The organism is Haemophilus haemolyticus (genome assembly GCF_001008275.1).
Classification (GTDB): domain Bacteria; phylum Pseudomonadota; class Gammaproteobacteria; order Enterobacterales; family Pasteurellaceae; genus Haemophilus; species Haemophilus haemolyticus_P.
In genome coordinates this window covers 1-18,350 of the sequence record NZ_LCTH01000041.1, presented here as the reverse complement: position 1 = coordinate 18,350, position 18,350 = coordinate 1, and the positions used below count along the sequence as shown (strand labels likewise).

Annotated in this window: 11 protein-coding genes and 2 tRNA genes; 4 read left to right on the top strand and 9 right to left on the bottom strand. The window is 38.5% G+C overall.

Translation table 11 applies throughout. The features are described from left to right. Nucleotides 1-100: 100 nt before the first annotated feature. A tRNA-Arg gene (locus tag AAX15_RS06640) sits at nt 101-177 on the bottom strand. 47 nt (nt 178-224) lie between these two features. Further along, a tRNA-Pro gene (locus AAX15_RS06635) sits at nt 225-301 on the bottom strand. A 178-nt stretch (nt 302-479) separates the two neighbouring features. Here AAX15_RS06635 and folD point away from each other — a divergent pair. Further along, nucleotides 480-1,328, top strand: a complete 849-nt coding sequence (gene folD / locus AAX15_RS06630) for a bifunctional methylenetetrahydrofolate dehydrogenase/methenyltetrahydrofolate cyclohydrolase FolD (protein ID WP_046939653.1) — start codon at nt 480-482, stop codon at nt 1,326-1,328. A 102-nt stretch (nt 1,329-1,430) separates the two neighbouring features. Here the strand turns inward: folD and AAX15_RS06625 are convergent, their stop codons facing one another. The 3 genes from AAX15_RS06625 to menA all read right to left on the bottom strand — a co-directional run bounded on the left by AAX15_RS06625 (nt 1,431) and on the right by menA (nt 4,431). After that, complete coding sequence (locus tag AAX15_RS06625) at nt 1,431-2,816, bottom strand: DASS family sodium-coupled anion symporter (RefSeq protein WP_046939652.1); 1,386 nt, start codon at nt 2,814-2,816, stop codon at nt 1,431-1,433. Nucleotides 2,817-2,970: 154 nt separating this feature from the next. Continuing rightward, nucleotides 2,971-3,468, bottom strand: coding sequence for a ribonuclease E activity regulator RraA (gene rraA / locus AAX15_RS06620; RefSeq protein ID WP_046939650.1), 498 nt, complete (start codon nt 3,466-3,468; stop codon nt 2,971-2,973). Nucleotides 3,469-3,519: 51 nt separating this feature from the next. Further along, nucleotides 3,520-4,431, bottom strand: a complete 912-nt coding sequence (gene menA / locus AAX15_RS06615) for a 1,4-dihydroxy-2-naphthoate octaprenyltransferase (protein ID WP_046939649.1) — start codon at nt 4,429-4,431, stop codon at nt 3,520-3,522. A gap of 61 nt (nt 4,432-4,492) precedes the next feature. Between menA and tsaA the strand changes: the two genes are divergently transcribed. Next, entirely contained in the window at nt 4,493-5,212 is a 720-nt protein-coding gene (tsaA, locus tag AAX15_RS06610; RefSeq protein ID WP_046939648.1) for a tRNA (N6-threonylcarbamoyladenosine(37)-N6)-methyltransferase TrmO, read from the top strand. Nucleotides 5,213-5,263: 51 nt separating this feature from the next. Here tsaA and tehA read toward each other — a convergent pair whose 3' ends face one another. After that, complete coding sequence (tehA, locus tag AAX15_RS06605; RefSeq protein WP_046939647.1) at nt 5,264-6,208, bottom strand: dicarboxylate transporter/tellurite-resistance protein TehA; 945 nt, start codon at nt 6,206-6,208, stop codon at nt 5,264-5,266. 366 nt (nt 6,209-6,574) lie between these two features. Here tehA and AAX15_RS06600 point away from each other — a divergent pair, with 366 nt between their 5' ends. After that, on the top strand, nt 6,575-7,135 hold the full coding sequence (locus AAX15_RS06600; RefSeq protein ID WP_046939645.1) for a hypothetical protein: 561 nt from the start codon (nt 6,575-6,577) through the stop codon (nt 7,133-7,135). Nucleotides 7,136-7,289: 154 nt separating this feature from the next. Next, nucleotides 7,290-8,930 (top strand): phosphoethanolamine transferase, encoded by a 1,641-nt coding sequence (locus tag AAX15_RS06595; RefSeq protein ID WP_046939644.1) that lies wholly within the window; start codon nt 7,290-7,292, stop codon nt 8,928-8,930. 56 nt (nt 8,931-8,986) lie between these two features. On the opposite strand, the gene rpoC is transcribed toward AAX15_RS06595, so the two are convergent. The 3 genes from rpoC to rplA all read right to left on the bottom strand — a co-directional run. Continuing rightward, complete coding sequence (gene rpoC / locus AAX15_RS06590; RefSeq protein WP_046939643.1) at nt 8,987-13,237, bottom strand: DNA-directed RNA polymerase subunit beta'; 4,251 nt, start codon at nt 13,235-13,237, stop codon at nt 8,987-8,989. Nucleotides 13,238-13,362: 125 nt separating this feature from the next. After that, nucleotides 13,363-17,391 (bottom strand): DNA-directed RNA polymerase subunit beta, encoded by a 4,029-nt coding sequence (gene rpoB, locus AAX15_RS06585; protein ID WP_046939642.1) that lies wholly within the window; start codon nt 17,389-17,391, stop codon nt 13,363-13,365. Between the two features lie 383 nt (nt 17,392-17,774). Continuing rightward, nucleotides 17,775-18,350, bottom strand: a 576-nt coding sequence (gene rplA / locus AAX15_RS06580; RefSeq protein WP_046939641.1) for a 50S ribosomal protein L1, incomplete at its 5' end; no start/stop codon positions are given.

Genomic DNA, 18,350 nt, shown 5'->3' with positions numbered 1-18,350 from the left:
TTTCTGATTTGTATTGATAAAATTTGGGGGCGTATTGTAGCTTGCTTAAATAGCAAAAGAAATTAATAAAAGAGAATAAAAAATAGATTGAAGAAATAAATGGCACGCCCTAAAGGATTCGAACCTTTGACCCACGCCTTAGAAGGGCGTTGCTCTATCCAGCTGAGCTAAGGGCGCATTCAAAGATTTCTTTTGTACGGAATTTCAAGACAATATAAAAGAAGTGGTCGGCGAGATAGGATTTGAACCTACGACCCACTGGTCCCAAACCAGTTGCGCTACCAAGCTGCGCTACTCGCCGATAAGTGCGGTCAATTATAAGTTTGTTTTTATTTCAGTCAATGAAATTTTTGATTTTTCAACTTAATTGTTCAAAATTATTCCACTTTAGGAAAAACGCCCCCTTTTTCGTTGTAAAAAAATCATTGTCCGCTAAAATAGCAAACGCTTTCTTTCCCATCATTCAAAAGGACAGCCCTATGACCGCACAAATCATCTCTGGTACCGCACTTTCAAAAAAAATTAAAGCCGATGTGGCAGATAAAATCACCCATTACGTTAAGCAAGGAAAACGCGCGCCTGGGCTTGCAGTCATTCTCGTGGGTGCAGATCCAGCTTCGCAAATCTATGTGGGTAATAAACGTAAAAGCTGTGAAGAAATTGGCATTCTCTCTAAATCTTATGATCTGCCAGATACCACCACACAAGAGGAATTATTAGCGGTTATTGACCAGCTTAATGCTGATAAAAATATTGATGGTATTTTGGTGCAGCTACCATTACCCAAACAAATTAATACCGAAGCAATAATTGAAAGAATCGACCCCAAAAAAGATGTAGATGGTTTCCATCCTTACAATGTTGGGCTTTTATGCCAACGCATTCCAACTTTACGTGCCTGTACCCCTTATGGCGTAATGAAGCTATTAGAAACAACGGGGATTGACCTACATGGCAAACACGCAGTAATTGTAGGCGCATCCAATATTGTCGGACGCCCAATGTCTTTAGAATTATTATTAGCAGGCGCAACTGTCACAGTAACTCATAGATTCACCAAAGATTTAGAAAGCCATGTTCGCCAAGCAGATATACTTGTCGTCGCGGTAGGTAAGCCGAATTTGATTCCTGGAGATTGGATCAAAGAAAGTGCGGTAGTCATTGATGTCGGAATTAACCGCCTAGATGGAAAATTAGTAGGCGATGTAGAGTTTGACAAAGCAGCCGAAAAAGCAGCTTATATTACCCCCGTTCCTGGCGGTGTTGGGCCAATGACCGTTGCAATGTTAATGAGCAATACGCTTTACGCTTATGAACACAACAAATAGCTTTGTATAAAAGAATCTTATAACAAGAAAAATGGGTTAAAGCCTTATTCGCTTTAACCCATTTATTTTAATCACTGAATTCTGTAAATAATCAAATCTAAATTAGTTCAACCAGAACATATAACCGACAGTAGCAATCACAACGATACACACTAAATTCAATACGAAACCAGCTTTTACCATTTCACTTTGTTTCACTTGACCAGAACCGAATACAATAGCATTTGGAGGTGTTGCAACTGGTAACATGAAGGCACAGGATGCACCAATACCAATAATTAATGCTAAACCAATTTCAGGCATACCCAATGATTGGGCGATAGAAATAAAGATTGGGACCAGCAGTGCCGCACTTGCTGTGTTAGAAGTAAATTCAGTTAAGAAAATAATGAACGCCGCAACTAACAAGCCAATAAGATAGAAATGTTGTCCTTCAATCATAAAGACAATGCTATCTGCTAAAATTTTACTTGCTCCAGAATCCTTCAATACCGCACTTAATGTTAATCCACCACCGAAAAGCATTAATACGCCCCAGTCGGTACTTTCTTGAATTTGTTTCCAGCTTGCAATGCCCGTAGAACAAATCACAATAGCGGCTAATAAAGCGACGACACTATCGAAGCTCGCAATATTTTTCTGCAAACCAAGTAAGCCTGAAATCAGCGGATTAATTTGCCCACTAAATACCCAAGTTAAAGCAATTACAACAAAAATAACAAGTGTTAATACACGCACTGAATTCATTTCAATGCTTTCAAAAGATTGCTCAAAATTAATATGAAGTTTGGGCTTAAAAATAATGTAAAGCGTACCAATCATCAGTGGTAGCAAAATGATCATTATTGGTAAACCGTACCATAACCAATCTGCAAAAGTTAAATGCAAGTTACTTGCTACAATCGCATTCGGTGGGCTACCCACAAGGGTTCCCATACCACCAATTGATGCACTATAAGCAATCCCTAACAACACAAACACATAAGTATTATGTTCTTTCTCGCGATCAAGTTGGCTTAAAATTCCCATTGCGAGGGGTAACATCATTGCTGCAGTTGCAGTGTTACTCATCCACATAGAAAGGAAGGCTGTAATCAAAAAGAGATAAATAATGGCAATAAATAAATTACCGCGCGCTAACGCCATAATCTTATTAGCAATCATTTTATCAAGTTTTTGAATATGTAAGGCTGTAGCCAAAGAAAAGCCACCAAAGAATAAAAAGATTGTAGGATCAGCAAAAGCCACTAAGGCTTGTTTAGTACTCACTAAATCTAGCGCAATCGCCAATAATGGCACCAATAATGCGGTAACCGTAACATGCAATGCCTCGGTTAACCAAAGCACTGCAACAAAAGCCAATAAAGCTAAACCAGCACTAGCCTTTGGGTCATAAGGTAGCACATTTAATAACACAAAAAACAGCACTATATCTAAAATAAAAATAATGCCACTTTTATGATTCTTGAAAGATTTCATCTCAGTCATAAAGCTCCTCCGTTAGTGTTCTAACTCGAACGGACTACAATGTTAAATGAATGTTAATAAGTTGCAATGCTCAATTTTCAGAAATGTGATCTAGTGCAATAAATTTCGATAAAAAAAGTGCGGTTATTTTTCACCGCACTTTTGCTCTTTCGTATTATTCGTCCGAATCATCTAAATCTAAGGGCTCTTGCGAAAGTATAATTCCTGTCAGATCTGCGTAAATATAATCTTCTGGGAAAAAGGTTACGCCACCAAAGTTTACCGGAACATCACTCTCACCAGTCGTGCTTTCATCTGCACTGACTGGAATTGGCGCAAGGGCATGAATACCAATATCGAGGTTTTCTAATTGCTGAATTTGGCGTACTGCACCATATACAATAATGCCTTCCCAACCATTATCAACAGCAAGTTGAGCCAATTCTGCATCAATCAAACCACGGCGTACCGCACCACCGCCATCAATAACAAGCACTCGACCTTCGCCATTTTCTTCTAATACTTCAGCAATTAATCCATTACTTTCAAAGCATTTTACCGTAGTGACTTTACCGTAAAAATTACTTACGCCACCAAAGCTTGAAAAAATTGGCTCCACGACATCCACTTGTTCTGCATAAAGATCGCAAAGTTCTGAAGTATCAATAAACATAACTTTCCCCTATCGATTGTTGAAATTTTGTTTGCTTTAGTATATGCCGATTTAGCCGATAAGCAAGCCTAAACTAAACAAGATATTGATTAATAACGAAATCATAGACATTTGAGCCAACATTGGACGCAATTCACTTGGCTGCTGACTACGATAAACAAAGATCGCATGTTTAGCTAACAATGGCATTGCCAATACAAATAAATAATTTGTCCAAGAAATAGCCGTCGCCAACACAAATGCTAAATAACATAGGGCTGCCACACTTAATAAAATACAATGATAAACACGCCCTTTATATGCACCTAAACGAACGGCTAGGGTATTTTTGCCCGCTTTCGCATCCTGTTTAATATCGCGTAAATTATTGATATTTAATACTGCACTTGCCAATAAGCCAGAACCAATAGGAGGCAAAATAATGTGGCTATCAATACTGTGAGTTTGCAAATAATAAGTGCCGCCAACGCCAAGCAAACCAAAAAATACTAATACAGAAATATCGCCTAATCCCATATAGCCATAAGGCTTTGCCCCAACCGTGTAAGTAATGGCAGCAACAATAGCTAAAATGCCAAGCCCAGCGAAAGCGAATAAATCCGAGAGGTTTTCATAAGCGATTCCAATCAAGAAACTTCCTGAAAGAAAACTGGCCACCACCATTAGAATTAATCCCCATTTCAGTTCTTTTGCTGAAATTGCGCCTTTTTGAATGCCACGTAATGGCCCAATACGTTCTTCAGTATCTGAACCTTTTTGATGATCCCCATAATCATTAGCAAAATTAGAAAGCACCTGCAATAAAATTGTCGTGAGTAAACAAAGCACCATTACAAGCCCATTAAAACCTTGTGGATTCGCCCAATAACCTAATGCCGAACCCGTGAAAATCGATGCCAACGCTAAGGGCAAAGTTTTCGGTCGGGCCGTTTCCCACCACATTTTCAATTTTTCATTTGTCATTTTTTTTGACCGCACTTTTGATTACAATAGGCCGCGTATTCTACACTAAGACACCCAATTTATGAATGATTTAACCTTATCGCCTATCGCCATTATCCACACGCCTTATAAAGAAAAATTCTCCGTACCACGCCAACCTAATTTAGTTGAAGACGGTGTAGGCATTGTAGAACTCTTACCGCCTTATAATTCGCCTGAAACCGTACGAGGATTGGAACAATTCAGTCATCTTTGGTTAATTTTTCAGTTCGACCAAATCCAACAAGGAAAATGGCAACCCACCGTACGCCCTCCGCGGTTAGGCGGTAATCAACGAGTTGGCGTGTTTGCCTCACGCGCAACGCACCGCCCAAATCCTCTCGGTTTATCCAAAGTTAAATTACGTCAAGTAGAATGCATCAACGGTAACGTTTTTCTCCATTTAGGTGCGGTCGATTTAGTAGATGGCACGCCGATTTTCGATATCAAACCCTATATTGCCTATGCGGATAGTGAGCCAAATGCGCAATCGAGCTTTGCTCAAGAAAAACCACCTGCAAAATTGACTGTTGAATTTACCGAGCAAGCCCAAAGTACGGCAAAAAAACGAGAAGAAAAACGACCGCACTTAAGTCGTTTCATTCGCCAAGTGCTAGAGCAAGATCCTCGCCCAGCCTATCAACAAGGTAAACCGAGTGATCGTATTTATGGTATGAGTTTGTATGAATTTAATGTGAAATGGCGAATTAAAGCAGGTACGGTGAATTGTGTAGAAGTGATTGAAATAGAAAAAGACAAATAGATGTAATATGTAAATAAGGCAGGGAATCCCTGCCTTAGTCGATTTAATGCCTTATTTTAGGAAAAACTGCCCTTTAGCTAATTTAATAATCGTCATTAGAACTAATAAGCCAATCATTAAATTCGAGAAAATAAAGGCAAAAATAGACACGCCTTGTAAAACATTACCATGATAGAAAGCGATAGCACTGTTTGCCATAGACGCTAATCCGAATGAGAATCCCCATAAGCCAATGTTAAGTCCTTTTTCCACAATCCAAGGGAATAATCGCAATAAGAAAAATAATTGCAAGAATCCATATCCCCAAAGGATTTTAGCTAAAGTATCCACTTCGCCATGATTGAGTGACAAATAAGCGGATGCGCCCACAAATGCTGGTGCAAGAATAATGCCCATTGTGGCTCTAAATGGCGGCTCAAGAGATGAAATTCGCAAATGTTGTAATAATACGGGCTCGAAAATAATCCATGCAACCATTCCTGCGCCGAAGAACAAATAACCTAAATCATGGTAACCGAGTAATGCCAATGAGCTTGCACTTGTGAAATTTGCCGCTACCGCAGGCAAATAAAACGGAGGACGAGTGGATTTTTGTTCAAATACACCACCTTGCCATAATTCACTGATACGCAATGATGAGAAAAGTAACTGTCCTACAGTACCAATCCAAATCATCACTTCAGCAATTAAAGGATTCCAACGATAAATAATATCGCCCACCAACATGGTTGTAATAGGAATCAACGCAATAAAGGAAAAACGAACAGGGCAATGATACTCTGCTCGAACTTCCTCAAAGTAATAACGAAGTTTATACGCATACATTAAAATAAATAAAATCCAGACCGCACTTGCTACGATGCCAAGAATATCGCTTACTGTTCGCGCAGCTGGAAATAAGTTTTCTAGATGAAACCAAGCCAAAGATAAGGCTGCCAAACCAAGAGGAATACCGAAATATCCTGTTGGAAGAGGAAAAGGTTTTGTTGTACTCATAATATTATCCTTATTTTGAAAAATTTGAGTCAAGTTTAGCACAGCCATCAACAACGGACTTTTCTAAAAGTCTCAAATTCTTGTGAAATTTCCATTTGACGAATGGCTCACTCATTTAATATCCAACCAATATTACCTATTCTGATAGTGTTCTAACACAAAATCCAACCCTGCACTCAAACTCTCCCAATAACAGTTAAATTTACAGAGAAAATCGAAAGTGCGGTGAAAAATGAGAAGAAATTAGAAATCATTGAATATCTCTTAATTTTTTCTTAAGAATTATTTGTTTTAATACAAACATCGGAAGGCGATAAGCTAATCGATGCACATAAAAATACTTTAATTTATTTCACAGGGGAAAATATGGAAAACATAGAAAATATGAATGATGTAATGCAACAAATGCAACTTAGAGTTGAGCAATTAAAATTAGATGCTATAGAAAAACAGCAAGAATTAGCAAAATCTTTAAATACCAAAATTCAACAAGGTTCGGAAATTAAAAATAAATTACACCAAAGTCAACAACAACTCTCTGCTCAAATGGAATATAGCACATCAGTATTAGTTGATTTAGAACGTGGCATAGGATTAGATTTCAATGCAGAAATAGCAGAATTTGAACAAGCATATCAAGAAAGTGAGGATAAAACTGCACTAACACAACATTTAGAAACAAAGATTCAAGAAAAAATTGCAATTAGACTTAATGAATTAAAAGCAAGAACAAACGTTGCATTACAAGAATTAAATTCAATAAACGAGCATATTCAGAAATTATTTAATTGCGACAATAATGAAAAATCCAACCCATTATCTAAATTAAAAGAGCACTTCAACAATCGTTTTAGCAAACAAATTCTTTCTGCTAAAGAGTGCTTAGCCAGACAATTAGAACGTGCTACAATTAAATTAAGAGCATAAAATAAATGAACCATGCCCTCTATTTTAATGTCTATTGATAGTAATTAGTACCGCATTTTAGCTAAAAATGCGGTTGTTATTTATTATTTTAATGAGCTCATTTTCTATCTTAAAAATTGATCATCTAAACTTATTTTTAATCCAGAGGTCTTTTATGCAATTTTCACGTTATTTTTATCAAAAATTCTCACTTTCATCCACAACATTAATCGCTATTGTTGCACTTTATTTTACTGTCATACTGAATTATCCATTTTATAAAAGCATTTTAAAATTAAACCCATTTACAGGAAATCCAGAAGATTATTTCTTATTAACGGTACCTTTCTTTGTATTTTTTACATTAAATGCGGCATTTCAAATTATCACCTTGCCGATCTTACATAAAGTCATCATTCCTCTCTTTTTAGTAATTTCCTCTGCAATTAGTTACCAAGAAATTTTCTTTGGCATTTATTTTAATAGCGATCAACTTAACAACGTATTACAAACTAATATAGCGGAAAGTTCCCGCTTAATTACGTTTCCTTATTTATTATGGATTTTCTTTTTAGGCATTATTCCTGCATTTCTTTATTTACGCACAACAGTAAAATATCACCGTTGGTATAAAGAAATATTAATTCGCATAGGAATGATCATTCTTTCAACCCTTGTTATTACCGTAATAGGCAAGTTTTATTACAAAGAATATGCTGCATTTTCACGTAATAATAAAGACGTTGCACACTTAATTCTGCCTTCTAACTTTATTGGTGCGGGAATTAAAATAGCCAAGAAAAACTACCAAATAAATTTGCCATTTACCCAAATTGGATTAGATACTGTATTAATGAAACCAGATGAATATCGCCACGTAACTATTCTTGTCGTCGGTGAAACCACTCGCGCCCAAAACTGGGGTTTAAATGGTTATGCACGTCAAACAACGCCACAATTAGCGGCTAGAAATGATGTGATCAATTTCAAAAATGTATCTAGCTGTGGAACTGCAACAGCGATTTCCGTACCCTGCATGTTCTCTCGTTATACCAGAAAAGATTATGATGAAACCAAAGCTTCTCACGAAGATAATTTGTTAAACATTTTGCAACGCACAGGCATTGAGGTGTTATGGCGTGATAATGATGCTGGATGTAAAGGTGTGTGCGAGCAAATTCCAACACAAGATGTAACCTCATTAAACTTAGCAAATTACTGCAAAAATGGAGAATGTTTAGATGAAGTTTTACTGAAAGACTTAGAATCAGAATTGAAAAAATCTGACAAAGATACAGTGATTGTACTTCATACTATAGGGAGCCACGGACCAACTTACAACGAACGCTATACAAAAGAATATGAAAAATTTACACCTACTTGTGAAACAAACGAAATCCAAAAATGTTCGAAGGAACAGCTAGTAAATACCTACGATAATGGCATTCTTTATATTGATAATTTTTTAAACAAAGTAATCAAAACCTTAGAAAAAGAACCGAATTGGGAAAGTACGATGTTTTATGTATCTGACCATGGTGAAAGCCTTGGTGAAGATGGTATTTACCTACATGCTGCCCCTTACGCCATTGCCCCAATTTATCAAACTAGAGTGCCCATGGTAATGTGGTTATCACCAATGTGGATAAAAAATGAAGGTTTCGATTTAGATTGTCTTCGTAAAAATGCAGAAACCCAGGAATATTCCCACGATAACTACTTCCACACAGTTTTTTCGATGATGGATACAAAAAACGATAAGAAAATCTATGACAAGAAACTGGATATCTTAGCTCAGTGCAAAATGGAAAAATAAAACTTAAAAACAAAAAACCCGAACTTTCATTCGGGTTTTCTTATATAGGGAATTAATTATTCCGCATCATCTGCCATATTAAGCATTTCAGCTAGGTTTGCACTTGCATCATCTGCTGTCATAACAAACTCATCAGCGATAGCAGCTTCATCTTCTTCAGATAATTTCGCTACGACATCATCAACTAAACGATGTTTATGACGATTTTGATGATACGCAAAACCTGTACCCGCAGGGATTAATCGACCAACGATTACGTTCTCTTTCAAGCCACGTAATTCATCACGTTTACCTGCCACAGCTGCTTCGGTAAGAACACGAGTAGTTTCTTGGAACGATGCGGCAGAGATGAAGGATTCAGTTGCAAGAGACGCTTTGGTGATACCCAATAATTCGCGCTCAAACTCAACTGGTGGTTTGCCTTCTGCTTCACGTTGACGGTTAACGATTTTCACGCGAGCAACTTCGACTTGTTCCCCTTCAAGGAATTCTGAGTCGTAAGCTTTAGTAATTACCGCTTTACGTAACATTTGACGAACGATAACTTCGATATGTTTATCGTTGATTTTTACCCCTTGTAAGCGGTAAACATCTTGTACTTCGTTCACGATGTATTCAGTTACTGCACGCACGCCACGTAAACGTAAAATATCATGTGGTGTTTCAGCACCATCAGAAATTACGTCACCACGTTGTACCATCTCACCTTCAAATACGTTGAGCTGACGCCATTTTGGAATCATTTCTTCGTAAGTTTCGCCTTCCGCAGGAGTAATTAGTAAACGGCGTTTACCTTTAGTTTCTTTACCGAAAGACACGATACCAGAAATTTCAGCCAAAATAGCTGGTTCTTTTGGTTTACGAGCTTCGAATAAATCCGCAACGCGTGGTAGACCACCGGTAATATCTTTAGTACCCACAGATTCTTGCGGAATACGTGCTAATGGTTCACCTACTTTCACTGCTGCGCCATCGTCTAAACTTACGATTGCTTTACCAGGTAAGAAGTACTGTGCAAGAACATCAGTTTCAGGTAAGAAAATATCGTTACCATTTGCATCAACTAATTTAATGGTTGGACGTAAATCTTTACCCGCAGTAGCACGTTCACCCACATCTTGAACCACGATTGATGATAAACCTGTTAATTCATCAGTTTGACGCGTTACAGTTAAGCCATCAATAATATCAACGAATTTCACAAAACCAGATACTTCAGAGACAACTGGCATTGTATGTGGATCCCAATTTGCGATAGTTTCGCCTGCAGTAACTTCTTGACCGTCACCTTTGCTTAACACCGCACCGTAAGGCACTTTATAGTGTTCTTTAGTACGACCAAATGCATCGGTAATAGTTAATTCAGTATTACGAGACGTTAATACTAATTTACCTTCATCGTTAGTCACGAATTTCGCATTCATTAAGTGTAATGTACCAGTGTTTTTAACTTGTACACTAGATTCTTTCGCTGCCGCAGATGCCGCACCACCGATATGGAACGTACGCATGGTTAACTGTGTACCCGGCTCACCGATAGATTGAGCAGCAATAACACCCACTGCTTCACCTTGGTTTATTAAATGACCACGAGCAAGATCACGACCATAACATTTCGCACATACACCAAAATCAGTATCACAAGTTACAACAGAACGTACTTTTACGCTGTCTACAGAGTTTGCATCCAACACATCACAGAGTTTTTCATCTAATAAGGTGTTACGAGGAATTAATACTTCTTCTGTACCTGGTTTTAAAATATCTTCTGCTGCTACACGACCTAACACTAATTCACGAAGTGGAACTTTTTCATCACCACCTTCGATTAATGGGGTCATGACTAAACCTTCGTGCGTACCACAGTCATCTTCTACGATCACTAAGTCTTGTGCTACGTCAACTAAACGACGAGTTAAGTAACCTGAGTTTGCTGTTTTTAATGCGGTATCCGCCAAACCTTTACGCGCACCGTGGGTTGAAATAAAGTACTGTAATACGTTCAAACCTTCACGGAAGTTTGCTGTAATTGGGGTTTCAATGATCGAGCCATCTGGACGAGCCATCAAACCACGCATACCTGCTAACTGACGAATCTGTGCTGCAGAACCACGCGCACCAGAATCAGCCATCATAAAGATACTGTTAAAGGATGCTTGTTTTTCAGGATTACCTTCGCGATTAATGACTTCTTCTTGAGATAAGTTTTCCATCATCGCTTTCGCTACGCGTTCATTCGCCGCGGCCCAAATATCGATTACTTTATTATAGCGTTCGCCTGCCGTCACAAGACCTGATTGGAATTGCTCTTGGATCTCAGCCACTTCTTCTTCCGCTGCAGAAATAATTTCATATTTCTTCGCTGGAATTTCCATATCATCAATACCAACTGATGAACCAGAACGTGCCGCATACGCAAAACCGGTATACATAATTTGGTCAGCAAACATTACCGCTTCTTTTAAACCTAAACGACGATAAGCTTCGTTAATCAGTTTAGAAATGGCTTTTTTACCTAATGTTTGGTTGAACAATGAATAAGGCATACCTTGTGGTGCAATCATCCATAAAATCGCACGACCAATAGTTGTATCAGTCAGCGTGGTTTTAGCATCAAATTCGCCAGCTTCATTCTTCACATATTCAGTAATACGTACTTTCACGCGAGAATGTAATTCTGCTTCACCAGTACGATATGCTTTTTCAGCTTCACGAGGATCTTGCAATAACATGCCTTCGCCTTTACCGTTCACTTTTTCGCGGGTCATATAGTAAAGACCTAATACCACGTCTTGTGATGGAACGATAATCGGATCACCGTTTGCAGGTGAAAGCACGTTGTTGGTTGACATCATCAACGCACGAGCTTCTAATTGAGCTTCAAGCGTTAATGGAACGTGTACCGCCATTTGGTCACCATCGAAGTCCGCGTTGAACGCCGCACAAACGAGTGGGTGTAATTGAATCGCTTTACCTTCGATTAAGATCGGTTCAAACGCTTGGATACCCAAACGGTGAAGTGTTGGCGCACGGTTCAATAGAATTGGGTGTTCACGAATAACTTCTGCAAGAATATCCCAAACGATCGCGTCTTCACGCTCAACCATTTTCTTAGCCGCTTTGATTGTCGTTGCATAACCACGGCTTTCTAATTTAGCGTAGATAAACGGACGGAATAATTCCAAGGCCATTTTCTTCGGCAAACCACATTGGTGTAAGTGCAAGTATGGACCCACAGTGATTACAGAACGACCGGAATAATCAACACGTTTACCTAATAAGTTTTGACGGAAACGACCTTGTTTACCTTTGATCATATCCGCTAATGATTTTAATGGACGACGGTTAGAACCCGTAATTGCACGACCGCGACGACCATTATCTAATAACGCATCAACAGATTCTTGTAACATACGTTTTTCGTTGCGCACAATAATATCTGGCGCAATTAAATCTAATAAACGTTTTAAACGGTTGTTACGGTTGATCACACGACGATATAAATCGTTCAGATCTGAAGTCGCAAAACGACCACCATCAAGCGGCACTAATGGACGTAAATCTGGTGGAAGTACTGGCAATACAGTCATTACCATCCACTCTGGTTTATTGCCAGATTGAACAAATGCTTCTAATAATTTTAAGCGTTTAGTGATTTTTTTACGTTTAGTTTCAGAGTTAGTTTCTTGTAATTCTTCACGTAATTTTTCACATTCAGCTTCAAGATCCATACCTTTTAATAGATCTTGAATCGCTTCAGCACCCATTTTCGCTTCAAATTCATCTTGCCAACGATCTTCAGCGTCAAGGTATTGTTCTTCCGTTAATAACTGACCGCGCTCTAAATCAGTCATACCCGGTTCGGTCACGATGTACATTTCAAAGTAAAGTACACGTTCGATATCGCGCAATGGCATATCTAAAAGTAAACCGATACGAGACGGTAATGATTTTAAAAACCAAATATGTGCAACTGGCGATGCAAGTTCAATGTGTCCCATACGTTCACGGCGAACTTTAGTTTGAGTAACTTCAACACCACATTTTTCACAAATCACACCACGGTGTTTTAAACGTTTATATTTACCACATAAACATTCGTAATCTTTTACAGGCCCGAAGATACGTGCACAGAAAAGACCATCACGTTCAGGTTTGAACGTACGGTAGTTAATGGTTTCAGGTTTCTTCACTTCACCAAATGACCAAGAACGGATCATATCTGGGGAGGCTAACCCAATTTTAATCACATCAAAATCTTCACTGGTTTTTGATTGTGCTTTTAAAAACTTAACTAAGTCTTTCACAAATGTTCTCCTGTCGGAGTTAAAGGTTTAAAGTGCGGTTAAAAATTTCGATGTTTTTACACCGCACTTCGGCGATTTTTCTTTCGTAAGGTGAGTGAATCAGAAATTCTTCACTCCCCTACTGATTACTCTTCGTCTAACTCGATATTTAAACCAAGTGAGCGGATTTCTTTCATAATTACATTGAAAGATTCCGGTGTGCCTGGATCCATGTGTTGGTTACCACTTACGATGTTTTTATACATCTTCGTACGACCATTCACATCATCCGATTTCACCGTTAACATTTCTTGTAAGGTGTAAGCTGCACCGTATGCTTCAAGTGCCCATACCTCCATCTCACCGAAACGTTGACCACCGAATTGAGCTTTACCACCCAATGGTTGTTGTGTAACAAGGCTATAAGAACCAGTTGAACGAGCATGCATTTTGTCATCAACTAAGTGGTTCAATTTGAGCATGTACATATAACCCACTGTTACTGGACGCTCGAATTTCTCACCTGTACGGCCATCATATAAAGTGATTTGACCTGAAGTTGGTAATCCGCCAAGTTTTAATAGCTCTTTGATTTCAGCTTCAGCTGCACCATCAAATACTGGTGTCGCAACCGGTAAACCTTTACGTAGATTTTCAGCTAAACGCAATACTTCTTCATCTGTGAAGGTACTTAAATCCACTTTTTGTGAGCCATTACCTAAGTCATACGCTTTTTGGATATAACCACGTAATTTTTCCACTTCTTGTTTTTGTTTAAGCATTGCGTTGATTTGATCACCAATACCTTTCGCAGCTAAACCTAAGTGGGTTTCAAGGATCTGACCGATGTTCATACGAGATGGTACGCCCAGTGGGTTCAATACGATCTCAACGGGTTGGCCATTCTCATCGTATGGCATATCTTCAACTGGGTTAATTTTCGAGATAACACCTTTGTTACCATGACGACCCGCCATTTTATCACCCGGTTGGATTTGACGTTTCACCGCGAGGTAAACTTTAACCACTTTTAACACGCCCGGTGCAAGATCATCACCTTTGATGATTTTCTTACGTTTCACTTCAAGTTTATGTTCAAACTCTTTACGAAGTTCTTCGTATTGCTCTGCAAGCTGTTCTAATTGATTTTGTTTTTCTTCATCTGCAATGGTTTGTTCTAACCATTTAGTGCGATCTAATTTATCTAATTGCGCTGCATCAGCACCACTAGAAATAAGAAGATTACGAACACGAGCAAATAAGCCAGCTTCTAAAATCTCTAACTCTTCAGTTAAATCTTTTTTCGCTTCACGAAGTTGCATTTCTTCGATTTCTAATGCACGTTTATCTTTTTCTACGCCATCACGAGTGAAGACTTGAACATCAATAACCGTACCTGATGTACCGTTTGGCACACGTAATGAAGAATCTTTAACATCAGAAGCTTTTTCACCAAAGATTGCACGTAAAAGTTTTTCTTCTGGGGTTAATTGAGTTTCACCTTTAGGCGTTACTTTACCTACTAAGATGTCACCACCTTTAACCTCAGCACCAACATAAACAATACCAGATTCATCAAGTTTGCTTAACGCTGACTCACCTACGTTTGGAATATCCGCAGTAATTTCTTCTGCACCTAACTTGGTATCACGCGCAACACAAGATAATTCTTGAATATGAATGGTAGTGAAACGGTCTTGTTGAACAACACGTTCAGAAACTAACATTGAGTCTTCGAAGTTATAACCGTTCCAAGGCATGAACGCCACTCGAATATTTTGACCTAATGCAAGCTCACCTAAATCAGTAGAAGGGCCGTCTGCTAATACTTCACCACGATTGATTGGATCGCCTAAATTCACACAAGGAATTTGGTTAATACAAGTATTTTGGTTAGAACGGGTATATTTGATTAAGTTATAAATATCAATACCAGCTTCACCAGCAATGGTTTCATCTTCATTTACTTTAATAACGATACGAGAAGCATCGACGTACTGAACTGTACCACCACGTTTTGCAACAACCGCAACACCTGAGTCAAGTGCGATTGGTTTTTCCATACCTGTACCAACTAATGGTTTGTCAGCACGTAATGTTGGAACTGCTTGACGTTGCATGTTCGCACCCATCAACGCACGGTTCGCATCGTCATGCTCAAGGAATGGAATTAATGCAGCCGCAACAGATACCACTTGTTGTGTCGAAACGTCCATATAGTGAATATCTTCAGGTTTATATAAACCTGATTCACCACGTTCACCACGTGCAGTAACAAATGCATCAGTAAAACGGTTATTTTCGTCTAAATTTGAGTTTGCCTGTGCAATGATATAGTTTGCTTCATCAATTGCAGATAGGTATTCAATTTCTTCAGTAACTTGGCCATCAACCACTTTACGATATGGTGTTTCTAAGAAACCATAATCATTAGTACGTGCAAAAGCAGAAAGTGAGTTGATCAAACCGATGTTTGGACCTTCAGGGGTTTCAATCGGACATAAACGACCATAGTGAGTATTATGTACGTCACGTACCTCAAAGCCTGCGCGCTCACGCGTTAAACCGCCTGGACCTAATGCAGAAATACGACGTTTGTGCGTGACTTCTGATAATGGGTTATTTTGGTCCATAAATTGTGAAAGTTGTGAAGAACCAAAGAATTCTTTCACTGCTGCAGAAATTGGTTTTGGATTAATTAAGTCTTGCGGTGTGATTGCATCTAAATCACCTAAAGATAAGCGTTCTTTTACCGCTCTTTCTACACGCACTAAACCAATACGGAATTGGTTTTCCGCCATCTCACCTACGCTACGAATACGACGGTTACCCAAGTGGTCGATATCATCTACTTCGCCGCGACCATTACGGATGTCGATCAATTTACGCATTACCGCAATAATATCTTCATTGCTTAAAGTGCCAGCTCCTTCACCTTCTGCGATCGCTAAAGAACGATTGAATTTCATACGACCGACAGCAGATAAATCATAACGCTCTGCAGAGAAGAATAAATTATTGAATAACGCTTCTGAAGATTCTGGTGTTGGTGGTTCACCCGGACGCATCATGCGATAAATTTCATAAAGCGCACTGGTTTTGTCATAAGTTGGATCTACACGTAGCGTTTCAGAAATATATGGGCCGTAATCTAAATCATTAGTAAATAAAGTTTCGATCGTGGTGTAACCTGCTTGTGCTAATTTTGCAAGAGTCTCTAAAGAAATCTCACCATTTGCAGGACAAATAATTTCACCTGACTCTAAATCAACATAATCTTTCGACGCAACTTTACCTAAAATATATTCAGAAGGTACAACGACTTGTGAAATTTTATCTTTTTCTAATGCCTTGATATGGCGTGCAGTAATACGACGACCACGTTCAACATAAACTTTGCCATTTGCTTCAATATCAAAAGAAGCCGTTTCACCACGTAAACGTTCTGGCACTAAAGTCATTAACAATTTATCACCAGCGATTTCAAAGGTAATTTTATCAAAGAATAAGTTTAAGATTTCTTCGGTGGTGTAACCTAATGCACGAAGAATGATTGTTGCCGGTAATTTACGACGACGGTCAATACGAGCAAATAAGTTATCTTTTGGATCGAATTCAAAATCTAACCAAGAACCACGGTAAGGAATAATGCGTGCGTTATAAAGCACTTTACCTGAAGAATGGGTCTTACCTTTGTCAGAATCGAAGAATACGCCTGGACTACGGTGTAATTGTGAAACGATAACACGCTCAGTACCATTAATTACGAAAGTACCGTTATCAGTCATTAATGGGATTTCACCCATATAAACTTCATTTTCTTTAATATCTTTGACTGCGCGTGAAGAAGATTCTTTATCGTAGCTCACTAAACGTAATTTTACACGTAAGCCTGCTGCATAAGTTGAGCCACGAATTTGGCACTCACGTACATCAAATTCAGGTTCTTCTAAACGATAATCTACATATTGTAATTCTGTATAGCCATTATTGCTTATAATAGGGAATACAGAACGGAATGCCGCTTCTAAACCTTGCTGACCTTCAGGATCTTTTTGAATAAATTTATCAAAAGAGTCCAACTGAATGGTTAATAAATAAGGAACATTTAAAACTTGCGGACGTTTACCGAAATCTTTACGAATTCGTTTTTTTTCAGAATAGGAGTAACCCATTGGTTTTCCTCTGCTAACTGTTCAGTGACCTAGCCACAAACTAACTGTGACGTGAATGACCGTTAAAATGACCGCACTCTGAACCTTACTTCTGTAGTGGGGTGACAACTCAAATTACATAGGACGACAACTTGAGCAAAACAACAACAAATAACGGTGAATTTGTCATTGTGTGGATGTGCTTTCTATCAAAAACACGGTTAAATTAAACAATAAAAGGTCAAAATTGATTAAAAATCAATCTAAATCTTTGCTAATTTTAAGGAGGTAAATTTTAAATGAATGCGGCTTTCTCGTCAAGTTTAAAACTTATGTAGAAATTTTATGAAATAAAAAAACCGCACTTTAAAAAAGTGCGGTTTAAAATCTATCAATTCTTTAAATTATAAAGAAGTTTGATCAACAGCAACACCTGCACCCATAGTGGTAGAGATGCTTACTTTCTTGATAAAGATACCTTTTGCAGTAGTTGGTTTTGCTTTGTTTAAAGCAGCCAATAATGCTTGAAGGTTTTCTTTTAATTGAACTTCAGAGAAGTTTGCTTTACCGATAGTGGTGTGGATGATACCGTTTTTATCGTTACGATAACGGATCTGACCAGATTTAGCATTTTTAACTGCTTCAGCAACGTTTGGTGTTACAGTACCAACTTTAGGGTTTGGCATTAAACCACGTGGTCCTAATACTTGACCTAATTGACCAACAACACGCATTGCATCAGGAGAAGCGATAACAACATCAAAGTTCATTTCGCCTTTTTTGATTTGCTCTGCTAAATCTTCCATACCTACTAAATCAGCACCGGCTGCTTTAGCTGCATCTGCGTTAGCACCTTGAGTGAACACAGCTACGCGTACTTCACGACCAGTACCGTGTGGTAATACAGTTGCACCACGAACGTTTTGGTCAGATTTACGAGGATCGATACCTAAGTTTACTGCAACGTCAACACTTTCAAC